This window comes from Nitriliruptor alkaliphilus DSM 45188, assembly GCF_000969705.1.
In the GTDB taxonomy this organism is placed as follows: Bacteria; Actinomycetota; Nitriliruptoria; order Nitriliruptorales; family Nitriliruptoraceae; genus Nitriliruptor; species Nitriliruptor alkaliphilus.
In genome coordinates this window covers 2,191,764-2,211,040 of record NZ_KQ033901.1, presented here as the reverse complement: position 1 = coordinate 2,211,040, position 19,277 = coordinate 2,191,764, and the positions used below count along the sequence as shown (strand labels likewise).

The 19,277-nt window shown below is 73.1% G+C and carries 15 protein-coding genes; 2 read left to right on the top strand and 13 right to left on the bottom strand.

The genetic code is table 11. The features are described from left to right. Positions 1-2: 2 nt before the first annotated feature. On the top strand, positions 3-641 hold the full coding sequence (locus NITAL_RS10355; RefSeq protein WP_052666167.1) for an Rv3235 family protein: 639 nt from the start codon (positions 3-5) through the stop codon (positions 639-641). Here the strand turns inward: NITAL_RS10355 and secA are convergent. The 8 genes from secA to NITAL_RS10315 form a co-directional block, all read right to left on the bottom strand. Continuing rightward, positions 616-3,606, bottom strand: coding sequence for a preprotein translocase subunit SecA (secA, locus tag NITAL_RS10350; protein WP_052666166.1), 2,991 nt, complete (start codon positions 3,604-3,606; stop codon positions 616-618). The genes NITAL_RS10355 and secA overlap by 26 nt on opposite strands. 237 nt (positions 3,607-3,843) lie before the next feature. Then, the gene (locus NITAL_RS10345; protein WP_052666165.1) at positions 3,844-4,521 is read right to left on the bottom strand and encodes a response regulator; all 678 of its coding nucleotides are present in this window, start codon (positions 4,519-4,521) and stop codon (positions 3,844-3,846) included. A 278-nt stretch (positions 4,522-4,799) separates the two neighbouring features. Beyond that, entirely contained in the window at positions 4,800-5,180 is a 381-nt protein-coding gene (hpf, locus tag NITAL_RS10340) for a ribosome hibernation-promoting factor, HPF/YfiA family (RefSeq protein WP_052666164.1), read from the bottom strand. 284 nt (positions 5,181-5,464) lie between these two features. After that, a complete protein-coding gene (locus NITAL_RS10335) occupies positions 5,465-6,361 on the bottom strand; it encodes a phosphoribosyltransferase family protein (protein WP_157041748.1) in 897 nt (298 codons plus the stop codon). After that, positions 6,277-6,459 (bottom strand): Trm112 family protein, encoded by a 183-nt coding sequence (locus NITAL_RS10330; RefSeq protein ID WP_052666162.1) that lies wholly within the window; start codon positions 6,457-6,459, stop codon positions 6,277-6,279. The genes NITAL_RS10335 and NITAL_RS10330 overlap by 85 nt, the downstream gene beginning before the upstream one ends. A 12-nt stretch (positions 6,460-6,471) precedes the next feature. Beyond that, positions 6,472-7,842 (bottom strand): phosphomannomutase/phosphoglucomutase, encoded by a 1,371-nt coding sequence (locus NITAL_RS10325; protein WP_052666161.1) that lies wholly within the window; start codon positions 7,840-7,842, stop codon positions 6,472-6,474. A gap of 41 nt (positions 7,843-7,883) precedes the next feature. After that, positions 7,884-8,264, bottom strand: a complete 381-nt coding sequence (locus tag NITAL_RS10320; protein ID WP_052666160.1) for a DUF6788 family protein — start codon at positions 8,262-8,264, stop codon at positions 7,884-7,886. Positions 8,265-8,499: 235 nt separating this feature from the next. Further along, positions 8,500-9,141 (bottom strand): DUF3499 family protein, encoded by a 642-nt coding sequence (locus NITAL_RS10315; protein ID WP_169786810.1) that lies wholly within the window; start codon positions 9,139-9,141, stop codon positions 8,500-8,502. Between the two features lie 169 nt (positions 9,142-9,310). Here NITAL_RS10315 and NITAL_RS10310 point away from each other — a divergent pair, with 169 nt between their 5' ends. Continuing rightward, positions 9,311-9,745 (top strand): metallopeptidase family protein, encoded by a 435-nt coding sequence (locus tag NITAL_RS10310; RefSeq protein WP_052666158.1) that lies wholly within the window; start codon positions 9,311-9,313, stop codon positions 9,743-9,745. A 333-nt stretch (positions 9,746-10,078) separates the two neighbouring features. Here the strand turns inward: NITAL_RS10310 and NITAL_RS10305 are convergent, their stop codons facing one another. The 5 genes from NITAL_RS10305 to NITAL_RS10285 form a co-directional block, all read right to left on the bottom strand. Next, positions 10,079-11,725: a DUF5719 family protein gene (locus NITAL_RS10305; protein ID WP_052666157.1), complete on the bottom strand. Its 1,647-nt coding sequence runs from the start codon at positions 11,723-11,725 to the stop codon at positions 10,079-10,081. Between the two features lie 17 nt (positions 11,726-11,742). Further along, positions 11,743-14,898, bottom strand: a complete 3,156-nt coding sequence (locus NITAL_RS10300) for a glycosyltransferase family 2 protein (protein WP_169786809.1) — start codon at positions 14,896-14,898, stop codon at positions 11,743-11,745. A 207-nt stretch (positions 14,899-15,105) separates the two neighbouring features. Next, positions 15,106-15,312 carry a WhiB family transcriptional regulator gene (locus NITAL_RS10295; protein ID WP_157042162.1) on the bottom strand — a complete coding sequence of 69 codons (207 nt, stop codon included), beginning with the start codon at positions 15,310-15,312 and terminating at the stop codon, positions 15,106-15,108. A 389-nt stretch (positions 15,313-15,701) separates the two neighbouring features. Next, complete coding sequence (gene sigK, locus NITAL_RS10290; protein WP_211262324.1) at positions 15,702-16,352, bottom strand: ECF RNA polymerase sigma factor SigK; 651 nt, start codon at positions 16,350-16,352, stop codon at positions 15,702-15,704. Positions 16,353-16,588: 236 nt separating this feature from the next. Beyond that, the gene (locus NITAL_RS10285) at positions 16,589-19,198 is read right to left on the bottom strand and encodes a bifunctional FO biosynthesis protein CofGH (protein WP_211262323.1); all 2,610 of its coding nucleotides are present in this window, start codon (positions 19,196-19,198) and stop codon (positions 16,589-16,591) included. Between the last annotated feature and the right edge of the window lie 79 nt (positions 19,199-19,277).

Below are 19,277 nucleotides of genomic sequence, written 5' to 3'. Positions count from 1 at the left end.
ACGTGTCAACCACCTCACCCACCGCACCCCGGCAGCCACGCTCCAGCGGCACCGGTGCGCTCGCCGCCGTCATCCCGATGCGCGGGCGGGAACGCCACATCCTCCCGGCGGGCCGGACGCGCGACGCCGGCCAGGAGCGCGACGCGAACCGGGCCGTGCCCACCGGCCGTGCCGGCCAGCGCCCCCGACCGCAGCGTCCGGATCCGGCCCGGCTCGCCGCACTGCTGGTCCGCCTCACCAGCGAGGTCGCGGCAGGTCGCCGACCGCTCAGCCAGCTCGAGCCCCTCCTCGCTCCGACCCTCGCACGCCGCCTGGCAGCGGGCCTGCGGCCCGGGATGCACCGGCCGCAGCGTGAACCAACCGTCGTGCGGGTGATCGCCGACGACCCGACACCGAGCGGCGCCGTCGAGGCCACCGTCCTGATCGAACGCGACGGACGGGTGACGGCGATCGCGGTCCGGCTCGAACGTCACCACGGCGCGTGGCGCGCCACCGAACTGACCGCGCCGGAGGCCGGCTACCCGCCGCTTCCGACGCGGTCGAACCCCCACCAGCGGCAGGGGCTCGACGCGTTCGACGAGGCGGAGGCCGAGGCCGTCGCCGAGGAGGACGCGATCACTCGGCGCCGTGGCACCGCTTGAACTTCTTGCCCGACCCGCACGGACACGGATCGTTGCGTCCGACCTTCTCCTCCGCCGTGTAGGTGCCCCCCTGGGCGACCCGGCGGACGGTCGACCCGTCCTCGCGCTGCTCGACGGTCCGACCGCGCTCGTCGGTGGTCGTGCTGCCGTCGCCACCGACGGTGTAGTTCGCACCACCGCTGGAGCCACCCGACTTGTAGGTCAGCCGGGCGGCCGGACGCTGATCGCCGAGCGGGATGGCCGCCGCCACGTCCTCGGCCGTCGGTGCCCGCTCGGCGTCGTCCCCCGACGTGCCGTCGCCGGCCGGTGCCGTCCCCGCCGCTGCGGGGGTGGGTCCAGCGCCCGCTGTCGGTGCATCCCCGGCGGAGGCCGGTGCGAGTGCGGCTCCGGGCATGGACACCGTGCCCTTGGGCGCGGAGGCGAGCTTGCCGCTGGCCTGGCCGTCGCCCTCGTGCTTGACCGGGAGGCGGAAGAAGTAGGTCGTGGCCTCCTCCTTCAACCCCGCCATCATGTCGACGAAGGAGTTGTAGGCCTCGCGTCGGTACTCGGTCAGCGGATCACGCTGGCCGACCGCGCGCAGTCCGATCCCGTCGCGCAGCGCGTCCATCTCGTAGAGGTGCTCGCGCCACTTGCGGTCGACCACCGACAGGATCACCCGGCGCTCGACCTCGCGCATGACGTTGGGACCGCCGACCTCCTCCTCACGACGCTCGTAGGCGTCGTGCGCGTCCTCGATCAACTGCTCGACGAACTCCGGACGATCGAGGGACTCGAGGTCGAGCGATGCGAAGTCGACGGCCGGCTCGTAGATGGCCTCGACGCGGACCGCCAGGCCGTCGACGTCCCAGTCCTCGGGGAAGACCCCCTCGGGGCAGTGCTCGTCGACGAGCTCCTCGATCGCGTCCTCGATGTACTTCTGCGCGAGACGCTCGACCTCCTCGAGGTCACCCTCGAGCAGCTTCTGGCGCTGGCCGTAGATGACCTTGCGCTGCTCGTTCATCACGTCGTCGTACTTGAGGACGTTCTTGCGGCGGTCGAAGTTGAGGCTCTCCACCTGCCGCTGCGCGTTGGCCACGGCCTTGGTGACCAGCTTGTGCTCGATCGGCACGTCGTCGGGGATCTTCAGACGCGTCATGATGCGTTCGACGGCCGAGGCGTTGAACAGACGCATCAGGTCGTCGTTCAGCGACAGGAAGAACCGGGACTCGCCCGGGTCACCCTGGCGGCCGGAGCGACCTCGCAGCTGGTTGTCGATACGACGCGAATCGTGGCGTTCGGTCCCGATCACGTAGAGGCCACCGAGGTCCTTGACCTCCTGGCCCTCGGCCCGGCACTCGACCTCGAAACGCTCGAAGGCCGCCTCGTACGCCGCGTCGCGCTCCTCCTGCGGTGTGTCGGCCGGCAGCTTGTTGGCCTCGTCCTGCGCCATCTCCTCGGGGTTGCCGCCGAGCATGATGTCGGTACCGCGACCCGCCATGTTCGTGGACACCACGACGGCGCCCTTGCGTCCGGCCTGGGCCACGATGTGGGCCTCGCGAGCGTGGTTCTTGGCGTTGAGGACCTCGTGGCGCACGCCTCGCTGGATCAGCATCGTCGAGAGGCGCTCGGACTTCTCGACCGAGGTGGTGCCGATCAGCAGCGGCTGGCCCTTGGCGTGCCGCTCCTCGATCTCGTCCGCGACGGCCTCGAACTTGGCCTCCTCGGACTTGTAGATCAGGTCGGCACCGTCGATGCGCACGAGCGGACGGTTGGTGGGCACGGTGACCACGGCGAGGTCGTAGATCTCGAGGAACTCGACCTCCTCGGTCTTGGCCGTACCGGTCATACCGGCGAGCTTGTCGTAGGTCCGGTAGTAGTTCTGGAGGGTGATCGTGGCGAGCGTCTGGTTCTCGTCCTTGATCTTCACCCCCTCCTTGGCCTCGATCGACTGGTGCAGTCCCTCGGAGTACCGCCGCCCGTCGAGCACACGCCCGGTGTTCTCGTCGACGATCTTGACCTCACCGTCGACCACGATGTACTCGCGGTCGCGCTTGAACAGGTCGCGGGCCTTCAACGCGTTGTTCAGGTGGTGGATCAGCGGGGTGTTCACCGACTCGTACATGTTCTCGATGCCGAGCAGCTTCTCGACCTTGGCCACGCCCTCCTCGGTGACCGCGACGGTGCGCTTGGCCTCGTCCACCACGTAGTCACCGGTGGCCTCGCCGGGACGCTCGCCCTCCTCGCCCTTGGTGAGGTTGGGCGCCACGCGTCGTGCGAACACCTGGTAGAGGTCGGCGGACTGCTCCGCCGGGCCGGAGATGATCAGCGGCGTGCGGGCTTCGTCGACCAGGATGGAGTCGACCTCGTCCACGAGCGCGAAGTGGTGGCCGCGCTGGACCTGCGTCTCCTTGGTCCAGGCCATGTTGTCGCGCAGGTAGTCGAAGCCGAACTCGTTGTTGGTGCCGTAGGTGATGTCGGCGGCGTAGGCCGCACGCTTGGCGTCCTTGGTCTGCCCCGAGTGCACGACGTCGACGGTGAGCCCGAGGAAGCGGTGGATGCGGCCCATCCACTCCGCGTCGCGCTTGGCCAGGTACTCGTTGGTGGTGACGATGTGCACGCCACGGCCCGACAGGGCGTTGAGGTAGACCGGCATCGTGGAGGTGAGCGTCTTGCCCTCACCGGTCTTCATCTCGGCGATGCCGCCCTGGTGCAGGGCGATCCCACCGAAGACCTGGACGTCGTAGGGGCGTTGCTTCAGCGACCGCCAGGCCGCCTCGCGCACCACGGCGAAGGCCTCGACGAGCAGGTCGTCGACGTGGGCCCCGTCGGCGAGCCGCTCGCGGAACTCGTCGGTCTTGGCGCGCAGTTCGGCGTCGGAGAGCGCCTCCATGGCCGGAGCCAGCGCACCGACCTCGGTGACGACCTTGCCGATCTGCTTGGCCTTGCGACCCTCACCGGCGCGCAGGACCTTGTCGAGGACTGCCATAGGGATTCTCTCATCGTCGCTTCGGACGGCCCCGAGGGGCCGCCTCCCGATCGCCACGGAGGGCGGGAGGGGGGCAGGAGCGGGTGGCCTACGACCAACACCTCGTCGTAGCGCCACGCGTGGGCCCGATGGTACGACAGCCGCGCTGGTGGGCCACGGGTCGTCCGCGACCGGGCTCGCACCGCTCACCATCCCACGGCGGGCGGCGCGTCGCGGGGAGCGCTGCCCCGGACCGGCTCAGGTGATCTCGAGCAGCTTCTCACGCACGGCGTAGACCACCGCTTCCATCCGCGAGTGCAGGTGCAGCTTCTCGAGGATGTTGCGCACGTGGTTCTTGACCGTGTTCTCGGAGATGAACAGGGTCTTGGCGATCTCACGGTTGTTCATCCCCTGCGCGACGTGCTGGAGGACCTCCATCTCGCGCGGGGTCAATCGCGGCGCCGGGACCTGCTCCTTCTGCTCCTCCTTCTTGATCATGGCCGCGAACTCGTCGAGGAGCTTGCTCGCCATGGAGGGGGAGATGAGGGACTGGCCACCGTTGACGGACCGGACCGCGTGGCCGATCTCGTCGATCGAGATCTCCTTGAGCAGGTAGCCGTTGGCGCCGGCCTTGATCGCCTCGTAGAGGTCGTCCTCCTCGTCGGAGATGGTCAGCACGAGGATCTTGGTGCCGGGCAGCTCCGCCTTGATGGCGCGCGTGGCGTCGATGCCGGATTGGATCGGCATGCGGACGTCCATCACGACCACGTCCGGAGCGTGTTCACGGGCCATCGCGACCGCGGACTCCCCGTCGCCGGCCTCACCGAGGACGTCGATGTCCGGCTCGTCGTCGAGGACCATGCGCAGACCCCGACGGAACAGCTCGTGGTCGTCCGCGATCAGGGTCCGGATCGGATCGGTGTCCGCGTTGGCCACGGCGTGCTCCCCTCGCGTGCCGCACCTCGGTGCGTCGGCATCCGGGCCAGTCTAGCCCGTCAGGACCTGTCCGTCGGGGGAACGGTGCCGGTCGGTCGACCAGCGTGGGCCGACCGGACCAGTGCGACCCACGGACGGACAGGCGGCCGTCCGGGCCAGTCGTCGCGGCCGGGCGGCCGCCCGACGGCCCGCCCGGTGCCGGGTCCAGGCCGGGCGCACGCCGGGCCCGAGGGATGGGACGAGGTCGCCGCGCCCCTCGGTCCCGGCGGTGCGCTGGACTAGAGGTCGTCGTCCTCGAACGCCCCCACCGCCGCGGGTTCACGGTTGCCCGGGTGGGCCGCAGCCGCCGCCAGCCGCGGCTTCTGCACCAGCTTGGTCTTGAGCTTGCGCACCTGGCGGGTGAGCTTCGCCTCGGCGCGGTCGATCGCGGTCACGTGGTCGGGTCCCGAGGCGGAGGCCCGCAGGTACTTGCCCTTGGCGTGCAGCACCACCTCGCAGCGGACCTTGTCCTCGATGCGAGGGTTGACTTCCTCCGAGAACACCACCTCCATGTCGATGAACCGATCGAAGTAGCGCCGCACGCGCGACAGCTTCGCGATGGCTTCGTCGCGCACGTCCGGCGCGACATCGACGTTCTTGCCCTTGACCGTGATCCTCACCTGGGGCCTCCTCGTCGGTCCGCGCCGAGCGGCGTGGACCCTGGTGCTCGGGGGAGCACCCGGTCACGCGCGGTCCGGTCCGGACGCTGACCACCACCATCGGTGGGTGGAACGGCCCGTGCGTGGCCGTCGCCTCGGTACGGGGTCGCACCGCGGCAGCCACGCCTGGCCCGGGGGCCGTGAGGTGGGGCGGGTCGATCGTTCGCGACACCCGGCCCAGGTGGGTACGGCGAAGCTACCGGTCGAGCCCCGCCCGCGCGGGTGGACCGGACCGGGTCGCACGGTCACGCCCGGTCACCGCTCAGCGGGGGGGACCTTCGGCCCCACCGCCGAACCCCGCGGTCCAGCGGATGGTCGCCGGCCCGGGCGAGCACGGCCAGGTGCACCTCGCCGGCGCCCGCTGCGAGGAGGGCATCCGCCGCGTCCGCCGCGGTCGCTCCCGTCGTCAGCACGTCGTCGACCACCAGCACCGTGGTCCCGGGCAGCGGCCGGAGAGCGACCTGGCGCTCCCCGCCGCCGCGGCCCCGCTGCCACCGAAGGAGGGGCGCGGCCGGGGAGCCGATCGCGGCGGCGACCACCGCCGCGAGCACGGCCGCGTGGTCGACACCGCGTCGGCGGACCCGCGCCGGGGCCGTGGCGACCCACGTCACCACGTCGACGTCCGGCGGATCGGTCGCGACCCGCGTCGCGAGCCGCTCGGCCAGGGCTGGCCACGCCGCCGTCGCGCCCCCGACCTTCGCGGCGACGACCGCGGCAGCGACCGGCCCTGCGTAGTCGGTGGCGACCCGCGTCGAGACGATCGGAGCGTCCGGTGACCAGCACCCGTGCCCGGCGGTCCGTGGGCCGCCGCACCGGGAGCACGCACGGCGAGGTCCCGGTACGACCGCCCCGTCGCACGCGTCGCACCAGACGTCACCCCGCACCGGCCCACGTCGGCGGCAGGCGAGGCACCGGGTCGGTGCGAGCAGTTCGAGGACGCCGTCGATGGGGCCGACGAGGAGCTCCGCGGTCGGGGACCGCCAGCCTGGCCTCGCGGGGTGGTCCTCGCCGGACGAGCGACCTCGCGCCTGTGGATGGCGCCGGTCGCCGGCGCCGGTCAGTCGGCGCGACGGCGCGGCGCTGTGGCCTCGTCGACCAGCATCACCGGGATGCCGTCGCGCACGGGGAAGGTCAGACCACAACCGAGACACACCAGCACGTGGCGACGCTCCTTGTGCTCCACCGAGGCGTGACAGGCGGGGCACACCAGGATCTCGAGCAGGCGTTCGTCGAGTGCCATCGTCCGGCTCCTTCAGCTGGTGGCGTCGAGGTGGGACCGGACCTCGTCGCGCAGGCGTTCGAGCGCCGCGGTGTCGTCACCTTCGACGTTCAGCCGCAGCAGGGGCTCGGTGTTCGAGGGTCGCAGGTTGAACCAGCCGTCGCCCACCACGACGGTCAGACCGTCCTCGCGATCAGCCACCCCGCGCCCGACGAAGGCCGCCGCGACGGCGTCGACGGCCGCCCCTGGGTCGTCGACCTCGAGGTTGATCTCGCCGGAGGAGGGGTAGCGGTCGTAGGGGGCGATGACCTCCGACAGCGGTGCGTCGGCCTCGGCGACGGCCTCGAGCAGCACGAGGGCCGCGACCAGACCGGAGTCGGCCCGGTAGTGATCACGGAAGTAGAAGTGTCCCGAGTGCTCCACGGCGTAGATCGCGCCGGTCTCGGCCATCCGCCGCTTGATGAACGAGTGCCCCACACGCGTGCGGACAGCGGTACCTCCCGCCGCCTCGATGGTCTCGGGCACCACCCGCGAGCAGATGAGGTTGTGCAGCACGGTCTCGCCCGGGTGGTGGCGCAGGAGCCGGTCGGCCACGACCGCACCGACCAGGGACGACGCCACCGATCGGCCGGTCTCGTCCACGGCGAACACCCGATCGGCATCACCGTCGAAGGCCAGTCCGAGCGCGTGCCCACCGTCGCGCACGGCGGCCTGCAGGTCGCGGAGGTTGTCGGGTTCGAGCGGGTTGGCCGGGTGGTTGGGGAAGGTCCCGTCGAGCTCGAAGTACAGCGGCGTGGTCTCGATGGGCAGGCCCTCGACGACCGCGGGCCAGACGTGGCCAGCCATGCCGTTGCCGGCGTCGACGGCGACCCGGACGGGGCGCAGGACCTCGACGTCGACGAAGGACCGGACGTGGGCCGCGAAGTCGCCGAGCAGGTCGCGCTGGGTGCGAGCCCCGCGCTCGGCGTCGGGGCGAGCGTCGGGCACACCGGCCAAGACGCGATCACGCAGGTCGGCGAGGCCCGTGTCGATCGCGACCGGGACGGCCCCGGCCCGGCACAGCTTGATCCCGTTGTAGGCCGCGGGGTTGTGGCTGGCGGTGAACATCGCCGCCGGGGCGTCGAGGACGCCCGACGCGTAGGAGACGAGATCGGTCGAGGCCAGGCCGAGGTCGATGACGTCGACGCCCTGGCCCGTCAGACCGGACGCGAAGGCGTCGACCAGCGCCGGCGAGGAGGGCCGCATGTCCCGACCGATCAGGAACGGCCGGTCCGCGGCCGCCAGCACCTCGGCTGCCGCGACACCGAGGTCGTGCACCAGCGCCGGGGTCAGATGCGTGGCGGTCACGCCGCGCACGTCGTAGGCCTTGACAACGGCCTCCAGCACGGCCGGGTCGTGGGGCACGGGGCGATCCAAGGGTCAGCGGGCGGGTGAGGGGCGGGAGCCTACTCGCGCCCCTGCCCGGTCGAGCTCGGGACGTCGCCCGTGGCGCGTGTCGGGGCTCCTGCACGGGGCGGGAGGTCCGGCACGACCGGCTCGAGCGGTTGACCCGGTAGGTGACGGCCGATGTAGCGCTTGCGTGTCCGGCCGTCCTCCTTCCAGTACGCGTACCAGTACGGGCCGTGGGGACAGCTGCTGCACGACCGCTTGCCGCAACGGACCTCCTCCTGGCGGTACCGCAGGGTGGGTGGCAGGTCCCGCTCGAGCGCGGGCTCGGGGTGCCCGTCCACGTGGACCAGCAGTCCACGCACCAGCAGCAACAGTTGGCGCAGCTCGAACTCGTCGAGCCGGCGAACACCGTCGACGAGGTCCCGCGGGATGGCCACGCTGCTGCTCCGGTTCGGTCGGCGCGACGCTACTTGGGCTCCCCCCGGCACCCAAGGAACCACAGCGGGAGCGGTCCAGGGTGGAGGAGCTGAGCGCTGCCCCCGCCCGGGCTGGACCCCCGAGAGGCGCTGCCACACGCAGGTGGCCGCCCGGGTCGGTCGACCTCGACGCGACGGACGTCGCGCGCTCCAGCGGAGGTCCCGCTCCGGCGCGCTCGGCAGGTCAGGGGGCCGGCTACCAGTCGGTCGCAGGCCCGCGGTCGCCGGCCGCGGGGACCGGGCGAGGAGCCGGTTGCGTCTGCTGCGGCGCCTCGACCCGCGGCAGCTCCAGCGTGAGCTCGTCACGCGTGTCGCGCCGGCGCGGCACGACGTCCGCCGAGCCGACGGCGGGCGTCGACAGGAGCGTCTCGACCACGCGACGGCGCGATGCTCCGTCCCGCGGGGGCCGATCGACAGCCGGAGGCGGTGCAACGTCGTCCGATGCCATCGTCGGGGTCGGCGCCGCTGCGGGCTCGGGAACGGCACGCAGGGCAGCCGCGAGGACCGCCACGGTCGCCTGGCTCCCGAGGTCGCGGGGCGCGGCCACAGCCGGCTCGTCCACGACCCGGTCATCGGGCGGCCGCCGGTCGGTCAACCCCCAACCGCGGGGCGCTTCGGTCCGGGCGGCGTGGCGCGAACACAGGTCGTAGCCCTGCGGATCGACCTCGTCGACGAGCCGGTCGAGGTGGACCTCGGCGGTCGCGTACGAGAAGGTCAGGGTCGCGCGCGCCGGCGCCGGGCAGCCCGGGCGGGCGCACGGCCGTTCCGCGGCACGAGCCAGCGAACGCACCACGCGTGAGCGAGGGGCGGAGGACGGCGCCGCGGACGAGTCAGCCATGGCGGGGAACGCTAAACCACACCGGTGTGGTCCGGCAAGCACCTGGCACCGGAGGGTCCGGTCTTGGGCACCCGACCAGCACCCAAGTGGATGTTGTGGTTCACCCCCCGACATGCACTCCCGGCGGGCGCACGGCGTCGGAGCAGGACGGGCGGGGTACGGTCTGCACGTGAGGGACGACCGCCACGCGCGCCACCGCCGCGCCGATACCGACCGCCGACGCCGACCCGTCGACGGCTTCCGCGCGAGCGACCGGCGCCGCTTCGAACGCCTCGTGGAGGACGCGGTCGCCGGCCTTCCCGAGGAGCTGCTCTCGCACCTCGACAACGTGCAGCTGACCGTCGTGGACGTCCCCCCTGCCGACCCCGTCGGGGACGGTCGCGACGCGGTCCTCCTCGGCCTCTACCAGGGCGTGCCGAGGACCGAACGAACGTGGGGTGCGGCCGCGCTGCCTGACCGCATCACCCTCTTCCGGCGCCCGCTCGAGGCGCGCGCCAGCTCCCGGGCCGAGCTCGCCGAGATCGTGCGCGAGACCGTGGTCCACGAGATCGCGCACCACTTCGGCATCGACGACGACCGCCTCGACGAGCTCGGCTGGGGCTGAGCCCGGTGCAGCGCGGGTACAGCCCGTCCCCGCCACCGTGGAGTCGACCCATGCGGACGGCTCGGATGGTGAGCCTGGGGCGGATCACCGGGGTCGGCGGGTCGCTCGGTGACGTGAGATGACGACGGTGACGGCAGACGGCGGTCCAACACCGTTCGGGCGTCACCGTCGAAGGCTGACGTCACCAGGCAAGGGCGGCGCGAACCGCCGTGATGCTGCGGTCATGGGAGGCGCCGTGCACGCCGAGCACCGTCACCCCTGGGCGTCAGCCACCAGCAGCACCAACGATGCCCTACCCGGTCGCTGCCGAGCTCGGCTGGGGCTGACCCGCGATCAACCGTCCTCTGCGGGCGCAACACCGTCCACCGGCTCGCCGCCACCGTCGGGGACGTCGTCGGACGGCGGCTCCCCGCCCGCAGGTGCGTCGTCGACCGGCGGATCCTCCTCGCTCACATCGCCCGGCGCCAGGGGGTCGACGGGCTCGATACCGAGCTCGGTCCCGAGCCGCTGGGTGGTACCCGGCGCCCACCGCAGCACCGGCCCTCGCGGCGTGCTCCACCACGACGACGGCGCGCCCACCGCGGCCACCAGGTGGCGCGGACCACCGTGACCACCGCTACCCACGGTGCCGGCCACGACCGCGCCGCTGGTCGACCGGACCGTGAGCGCCCAGGAGCTCGCCCCCTCGACCAGCCCGCGGATCGGCACGGACAACGCCGCCCCGGGCGGGACCTGCAGACCGGACAGCTCGGCGGGGGCCGACGCCGTCGAGCCGTCCCAGAGGCTGACCTCGACCGTGGCCGGCTCGCTGCCCGGGTTGACCAGCCGTAGCTGCTCGCCCCGACCCTCGCGTCCCGATCCCGTCAACGTCCAGATCGGATCGACCTCCGCCCCGAGCTGCACCGCGAACCCGGTGTCCTCCGGGTTCGGCGACGACAGCTGAGCCACGGCGGACACCGTCACCGGGACCCCGTCGCTGAGCGCCGTCACCGCAGCGCTCTCGACGCCGTCCGGGAAGGTCCCGCGCAGGTCCACGCGGCGCACCGTGCCGGGCGGAACCGCCACCTCGGCCAGCCCTTCGGGGACCACCCCGCCGTCCTCGGTGTGCAGGGTCAGCTCGACCGGCGCCGACCGGTCGGTGGCGTTGGCGATCCACAGCCAGGAGGCACGCCCCTCACCGTCGACCACCCACGGGATCGTCCAGCTGGCGGCCGGTTCCGACGCCGCCTGCAGCAGCGAGACTCCATCGATGCCACCGATGGCGCTCCGGGTCAGTTGGACCCCCTCGACGGCGACCCTACCGGACTGCACCGTGACCACCGCGGCCAGATCCAGCTCCTCGGGTAGGTACTCGTTGAGGGTGAGCTCGACGGCGTCGTTCGCGGCGACGCTGATGTTGCGCAGCCTCGTGGGCTCATCCGGGCCCTCCGGCGTCAGAAAGCTCACCGCGACGGTCGCTCCGGTCCCGTGCGGGTTGGCGATGCGCAGCCGGGCCTCGCTGCCGCCGGCGGTCGCCAGACCTGGCACCGTCCAGCGCATCGCTGCGGTCCCCGGCGCGCACGGACCCGCGGCCGTCCCCGGCGGCAGGTCCTCCTCGCCCGTCAGCTGCCACTCGCGTGAGACGGTCACCGGCGCGCCGGACCACCGGGCGTCGATGGCGCCGCCGGCGAGCTCCTCGACCGCCCCGCGGGCACCCGCTCCGGGGAACAGCCGTGGCGCGATCAGCGGCGAGCTGTCACCGTCACCGACGGTGCGCACCTCGACGGTCGCCGGCGCGTCACCTGCCTCGCCGGGGCGCACCACGTCGACCACCGCCGACGTCCCGGGACGGTCGTCACCGATCGCACAGACCGAGCGACCCGACGCCGCCTCGGTACCCGCCAACGCCACCGGCGACGGTGCGACCTCCTCCACCGGCTCCGTCAGCAGGTCGATCAGCCCGACCAGCCCGAGGCTGACGGCGATGACGGTCAGGGCCACAGCGGGCCGTCCGCGCCTCACGACCCACCCCCTGCGTCGCGTTCGTCGCCCGAGTGTGGGTCGCTCTCGGCGGGCCCCCCACCACGCGCGAAACCGGGTGGGCGGAGCATCAAGGACAGGACGAGCAGCGCGATCAGCAGCTGGCCCGTGAGGGCGACCGTGCGCGCCCCCTGGCCGACCGGCGCGACCTCGATGCGGCCGCTCGGCTCCGTCAGCTGGAAGGCGGCGACGGGCCCGTCCACCGGCGCGAGGCGGACGCCGTCCGCGGTCGCCACGAACCGGTCGCCGGGCAGCTCGGACAGCACCAGGACGCCCGCCTCGTCGGACCCACCCACCGCCCGGCCGTCGGGCAACACGCGGAGCGCCACCGGTTCGGTCTCTCGGGGCAGCGCCCCGGTCGCAGCGAGCGCGTCAGCCGCGTCGGCCGGGACCACGCTGGCGCGCGGCAGCGCATCGGTCACCGCGAGCACGCGACCGGTCGCCACGGGCCGCGGCTCGAGGCCCACCTGGCTGCGCAACGCCGCGTCGAGGTCGTCCGAGATCCCACCGTCCGGGACGATCACGTACCGGACACCGAGCCGGCCGAGGGTCGCCGTGGCACCGATGTCGCGGCCGGCGACCAGATCGGCGACGGCCGCGTCCACCACGGCCGAGGCCTGCGGGTCGGGGGTCAGGCCGGTCGCTGCCATGGTGGGGCCGGCACCCGGGACGACCTCGTAGGTCACCACACCCTCCACGTCGGCGAGGAGCAGGACCAGGAACGGGTCGGACGGCGTGGCCGTCGCCGTGACGAACGCGGGCAGGCTGTCGAGGTCGCGGACGTAGGCCCCCTCCGGGCCCCGCACGAGATCCAAGGCCACGGCCCCGAGGCTGACCACGACGGCCACGCCGGTCGTTGCCGCCGCCACCTGCCGCCACCCGAACGCGTGGCGACCGAGCGAGGTCTCGCCGCGGGCGAACGCCACCGCCAGCAGCCCGGCGTACGCCGCCGCGGCCAGGATCAGGGGAAGCCCCGGCCAGACGGGGGATCCGACGCGCCCGAGCCACCAGCCCACCACCGAGCTGGACAGGCCGACGAGCCACAGCACCGCGACCAGACGGGCCTGACGGCGCCAGCCGAACAGCACCCCGAGGATGCCGGCCAGCAGGAACCCCAGGCCCGCCACGACGCCCGGGAAGCCCTCGATGTCCGGCACCAGCAGGACCCATCGCCACAGCTCGCTGCTGACCACGGGTTCGGGCGCCACCCCACGGATCGGCCCGTCAGCGGCGAACAACGACCAACTCCAGGGCAGGAGCAGTGCGATCGGCCCGAGGGTGGCCAGGCCGACCCGTGCCGTCAGGGGACCGCGCCAGTCACGCGGGGCGCCCGGGAGCACCACGACCAGCAAGCCGACGGCAGCGATGAGCAGCACCACGACCATGACCGGGGCGAAGGCCACGGCGATCCCGCCGAGCAGCGCCGAGGCAGCGGTCGCCCGCCAGGCACGGCCCGGCGGGGACGAGCGACGCGCCAACGTCCCGCCGGCGGCCACGAGGCCCGGGAGCACGGCGATGACCACCAGCGCGCTGACCTGCCCGGTCAGGAGCGCTGCGAGCGTCGGCGGCGACAGCACGTAGGCGGTCGCTGCCGCGACGCGGGGCAGCTTGCGGTCCGAGTAGCGCTGGGCCGCGCGGAGGGCGGTGATCCAGGCGACCAGCAGGCTGCCGAGGAGAACGGCACGGGAGGCCAGGTACGCCGAGCCGAACAGCAGCCCCTGCAGGAGGCCGAGCACCGCCTGCGACGGTGAGGCCGGCACGTCGGTGCCGAGGCCGGCGGCGGTGTGCCACGCCGCGGCGTGATCGGCGAGGAAGGCTCGCGGCGACGCCGGCCACGGGGCGAGCTCACCCCCACGCAGGGTCCCGGTGGCGAGCAACGGGATGGCACCGGCGACGACCACGATCGTCAGCAGCGCACCGGCGACCAGCACCGGCCGTTCGCGCAGGAGCCGGACCATCCGGGCCGTGGCCGTCTCGGGAGCCACGGGTGTGACCGGTCGTTCGTCGGTCCCGGTCACGACGTCGCCACCGGCGACCCACTCGGCGATGGCTTCGGAGTAGGCCCGCATGCGGGGGGCGATGCGCCCGAACATCTCCTTGACCTCGCCGTCCGTGCGACGACGATCGGCCTGGACCTGTCGGCGCAGCCGGCGGGTCTCGAACACGTGCAGCACGTTCCACAACCACGCGCGGATCGTCAGCCACGCGTCCGAGAAGCGGCGGGTCAGCACGAACCCGAGGATCTTGGCGACGCCGACCAGGAAGTAGAGCGGCACGATGGTCAGCAGCCGCAGCGGCCCGTAGTTCTTGAGCAGGGTCGCCAAGGTGTTGCGCTCAGCGAAGTAGCGCGGGCCGATGACCCGCGTCTGACCGAGCCGGTGGTAGTTGGTCGCCGCCGCCGCGTGTTCGCCGACGGCATCCGGGATCACCTCGACGTCGTGGCCGGCCAGCCAGGTCCGCCAGCACAGGTCCAGGTCGTCGCGGAAGAGGTGGAAACGCCGGTCGAACCGACCGAGCCGGTCGAAGACCTCACGCCGGAGCATCATCCCGCTGGTCGACACGTAGAGCGTCCGGCGATCGACGTCGCGCTGGCCCTGGTCCAGCTCGTGCTCGTCGACGCCGGAGTCCGCGCGTCCGGTCAGGTCGACCGTCCAGCCAACCGACTGCAGCAGCCGCGGGTCGTCCCAGTCGAGCAGCTTCGGGCCGACGATGGCCAGGCGCGGATCCGCGTCCAGCGCCGCCGCCAGCTCGGCGATCGCTTCCGGTGCGAGCGCCAGGTCGTCGTGCACCAGCAGGACGTACGGAGCATCGTCCGCAGCGCGCGCGTCGAGCGCCATCGACACGGCCGCGCCGAAGCCGAGGTCGCGCTCGGCCACCAGCACCTGCTCGTCCCCGAGGGCCGCCTGCAGGGTCACCCGGGTGTCGTCGTTCGAGCCGTTGTCGACCGCGAGGACCTCGAGGTGCTCGTGGGTCTGCGCGGCCAGCGCCGCGAGCGTTCGCGACAGGTACGGCCCGCCGTCGTGGGCGACGAGCACGGCCAGGACCCGTGACGAGGAGGCCCGGCGTCCGGAAGGCTCGGGCGCGGTGGTCGACGCGTCGGGCGCGTCGACGAGCGGTGACTCGGAGACCGACACCGGGGTGCGATCCTCCTCGCAGGGGGCACGGGTCGCGGCACGGCGGACCGCGACCGGCAAGGAGCGTCGGGGGACCGTGCGAGGGGTGGAGACCGGACGGCGAGGAGCAGGCACGCCGGCTCACGAACGCGAGGAACGTACCACGTCCGCTCGGCGCCCCTGCCGGGCCGGACCGGTGACCCGGCGCCCCGCGCCGAGCGCCCTGCCTCAGGCGGTGAAACGCTTCGCGCGGCGTCGCTCGCGCTCGGACAGGCCTCCCCAGATACCGAACCGCTCGTCGTTGGTCAGGGCGTACTCGAGGCAGTCGCTGCGCACGGGGCACGCCCCACAGATGCGCTTCGCCTCGCGGGTCGAACCGCCCTTCTCGGGGAAGAACGCCTCGGGGTCGGCGTCGAGGCACTTGGCCTCGAGCATCCAGGTGCGCTCGTCCGCTGCATCGAAGGCCAACTTCGTCGACAGCTCCGCGATGATCGCTCCCACCAACCGCTCCTCAGCCGTCCCGCCGTGGCTGCCCGGATCGACAGCCTTGGAACTACACGATTGGCATCTTGGGCCTCCACGGCGGCCAGGTCAAGCGGTGCAGCCCCACCGGTTGTGGTCGGACGGCCACCGCCGCCACCAGGGGTGGGGGTCGGGGCGCCCTCCGCACGCACGAGGACGCCCGCCCCGGGTGCGGCGGGGCGGGCGTCGGGGTGGACCCACGTCCTCCCCGGGCGGGGGGAGGCGGGGTCCCGGCCGGCGCCACCTGGGAGGGGGGCCGGCCGCGCTCGCGCCGGGGAGGGCGGCGCGGGTCGTGGGTCAGCTCAGACCAGATCCTCCAGGGCGTGCCGGAGCCGGAGCAGGCCGTCGCGCAGGCGCGACTTGGCGGTGCCCTCCGGGATGCCGAGGACCGCCGCCACGTCCCGGTAGGTGTGGCCGCCGAAGTACGCGAGTTCGATGGCCTCGCGCTGACGTACGGTCAGCTCGGCCATCGCACGGCGGACCTGCCAGTGGTCGAGGCGCACCTGCACCTCGTCGGCCACGTCGTCGTACTCCCGCGGCTGATCACGACGCGAGACCCGGTCATCGCGGTCCCGGGACGCCTGCTCGCTCCGCACGCGGTCGACCGCACGGCGGTGGGCCAGGGTGGTCACCCACCCCGACGCGCTCCCCCGGTCCGGGTCGAAGCGGTCGGCCTTCCGCCACACCTCGACCATGACCTCCTGCGCCACCTCCTCGGCGAGCGCGCGGTCGCGCAGGACGCGCAGCGCCACCCCGAGGACCTGCGGCGTCACCCGCTCGTAGAGGGCGGCGAAGGCGGTGGTGTCCCCGCCACCCACCGCGACGAGGAGCTCCTCGCTGGTCGCCTCTTGGTCGGCCAGCGACCGGTTCAGGCCAGCCGGCGGCGCGGCAGCGACGGGCGCGGCCCGAGCGGCGGGGGCGGGCGGCGGGAGGGTGAGGCTTGCGGTGGCCACGGTGGACTCCGGGGTGGTCGGTAGGGAGACCGAACCACGTTGTCCAGTTTCTGTCAAGCTTTCTGTTCAGGTTCTTGTACAGGGCGGAGGGCAGCACGTTCCCACCGCCCCGCGGCGCGCCGAGCGCACGACGTGCACCCGCGACGTGCGCCCACGAGGTGCACCCACGGCGGCACCCGCCGGACCGCGGCGCGTGTCGGCGGGTGCCTGCGCGAGCCGGACCGTCGGCTCGTGGATCAGGCGCGGGCGGGGACCAGCCCGTAGGTGGTGGTGCGCTCGGCGACCGGGCGTCCCGCAGCCTCGGCCACGGCGCGGAGGGCCTCGGGGCTCTGGGCGACCCCGTGGTCGGCGCCCGCCATCCGCGAGATGGTCTCCTCCATGAGGGTCCCACCGAGGTCGTCGCAACCACCGGCGAGCAGCGTGGCGGCGCGATCGAGCCCGAGCTTGACCCAGGACAGCTGCACGTGGTCGATCGCGCCCTGCAACAGCAGCCGCGCCAGCGCGTGCACGCGACGGGAGTCCTCGAACGACGCACCGGGACGGGCGACCCCCGCGAGGTAGATCGGGGCGAGTTGGTGGACGAACGGCAACGGCACGAACTCGGTGAACCCCCCGGTGTCCTCCTGGATCGAGCGCAGCAGCTTGATGTGGGACACCCAGTGGTGGGGTTCGTCCACGTGGCCGTACATCATCGTGGACGAGGTGGGCAGCCCGATGGCGTGGGCGGTGGTGACGACCTCGATCCACTGGGCTGCCGGCAGCTTGCCCTTGGTCAGCACCCAGCGGACCTCGTCGTCGAGGATCTCGGCAGCGGTGCCCGGCAGGGACCCGAGCCCGCGGTGCTGGGCCTCCTCGAGCCACTCGCGCACCGAGACGCCCATCCGGGTCGCCCCGTTGACGACCTCCATGGGGCTGAAGGCGTGGACGTGGATGTCGGGGACCCGCGCCAGGACGGCGTCGAGGACGTCGAAGTAGTAGTCGCCCGGCAGGTCGGGGTGGATCCCGCCCTGCATGCACACCTCGGTCGCGCCGAGCTCCCAGGCGTCCTGCACCCGATCGGCGATCTCGCTCAGCGACAGGGTGTAGGCGTCCGGGTCGTCACGGCGCTGCGCGAACGCGCAGAACCGGCAGCCGGTGTAACAGACGTTGGTGAAGTTGAGGTTGCGGTTGACCACGTAGGTCACCGTGTCACCCACCCGCTCGGCACGGACCTCGTCTGCCGCCTCCGCGAGCGCCTCGAGCTCCACCCCGGTGGTCTCGAGCAGCAGCAGCGCCTCGGCGTCGTCCAGGACCACACCGCGCTGGGCACGGCGCAACGCGGCGGCCACCTCGGGGCGGATCGTGGAGCGTGCCGGCCCCTCGACGCGCGGGGCGTTGGCAGCCAGCACCCCGTCGGCGATCTGGTGCAGGTCGCCGTAGACCGCCTGGTGCAGCGCGTCCTCGGCCTGGGCGGACCGGGCGTTGCGCCCGTCGGCGGCCGACCCGCCGGCCTCGTCACCCGACACCACCGCCGCCATCGCCTCGGTGAACGTGGTGGCCTCGACCTCGGGGTCCTGCCACGGCTGCCCCTCGGGCCGCACGCCGGGCCGAGCGAGCCCCTCGGGACCGGCCAGCGCGGCGACCGGGCCCCGCATCCGGCCGGCCAGCCACGGGTCGGGACGCGCGGCCCACTCGGGGTAGATCGGCAACCGTGCGGTCAGCTCGAACCCGTGGTCGGCCGTACGGGCCGCCAGCTCGTCGAGGTGCGGCCACGGTGCCTCGGGGTTGACGTGATCGGGCGTGACCGGCGAGACCCCGCCCCAGTCGTCGATCCCGGCGCGCAGGATGTCGCCGTAGGTCCCCGGCGACAGGTTCGGCGGCGCCTGGATGTGCACGGTCGGACCCAGCGCCACCCGCGCCGTCGCCACCGTGGCGAGCATGTCCTCGAAGGTCGGCTCCGGCGCGTGACGCATCGCGGTGTCCGGCTTGGCCCGGAAGTTCTGGACGATCACCTCCTGGAGGTGCCCGTACCGCCGGTGCGTGGCCCGCAGCGCCAGCAAGGTGTCCGCCCGCTCCGGCAGGCTCTCATCGATCCCGATCAGCAGCCCCGAGGTGAACGGCACCGACAGCCGCCCGGCGTCCTCGATGGTCCGGAGGCGAACCTCGGGGTCCTTGTCCGGCGAGTTCCAGTGCGCCTGCCCCTTGGCGAGCAGCCGCCGCGAGGTGGTCTCCAGCATGATGCCCATCGACGCGCTGACCGGCTTGAGCGTGGCCAGCTCGGTCCAGCTCATCACCCCCGGGTTGAGGTGCGGCAGCAGTCCCGTGGCCTCGATCACCTGGATCGCGACCGCTCGCAGGTAGGCCAGCGTGCTGTCGTACCCGCGGGCGTCCAACCACTCGCGCGCCGCCGGGTAGCGCAGCTCGGGCTGGTCCCCCAGCGTGAACAGCACCTCGGTGCAGCCCGCCTCCTGACCCCGCCGCGCGATGTCCACCACCTGGTCCGGCGACAGGAACGCCGGGAGGTCCCCCTTCGGCGGCCACGCGAACGTGCAGTACCCACACGTGTCCCGACACAGGTGGGTCAGCGGCACGAACACCTTCCTCGAGTAGGTGATGACACGCCCGCCGCCGGCGGTCCGCCCGTAGCCGCCCTCGGCGAACCACGGCGCGCGATCGCGCAGCCCGGACGCCACCACCAGCAGCCGCTCGAGATCCTCACCACGGCACGTGAGCAGCGCGGCGACCTCGTCCCGCGTCAGGGTCCGGCCCTCCTCGGCACGGTGCAACGCACGCGGCCGGAGACGGGCAAGCACCTCGGGACCGGGCTCGTCACCACCGTCGAGCGGGGCGGTCTGCGCGTCGGTCACGACGCCTCCTCGGGAGCCGGGGTTCGGCGGACAGGCGTCCTGGCACCGTAGTGCACGAGCCCGACCGCTTCCTCACGCT

Coding starts and splice junctions, on each gene's coding strand:
- secA (WP_052666166.1), bottom strand. CDS start 3,606: ATGGCAGTCCTCGACAAGGTCCTGCGCGCCGGTGAGGGTCGCAAGGCC.
- NITAL_RS10330 (WP_052666162.1), bottom strand. CDS start 6,459: ATGGCACTCGACGAACGCCTGCTCGAGATCCTGGTGTGCCCCGCCTGT.
- NITAL_RS10315 (WP_169786810.1), bottom strand. CDS start 9,141: ATGGCTGACTCGTCCGCGGCGCCGTCCTCCGCCCCTCGCTCACGCGTG.
- NITAL_RS10295 (WP_157042162.1), bottom strand. CDS start 15,312: ATGCTCGAGGCCAAGTGCCTCGACGCCGACCCCGAGGCGTTCTTCCCC.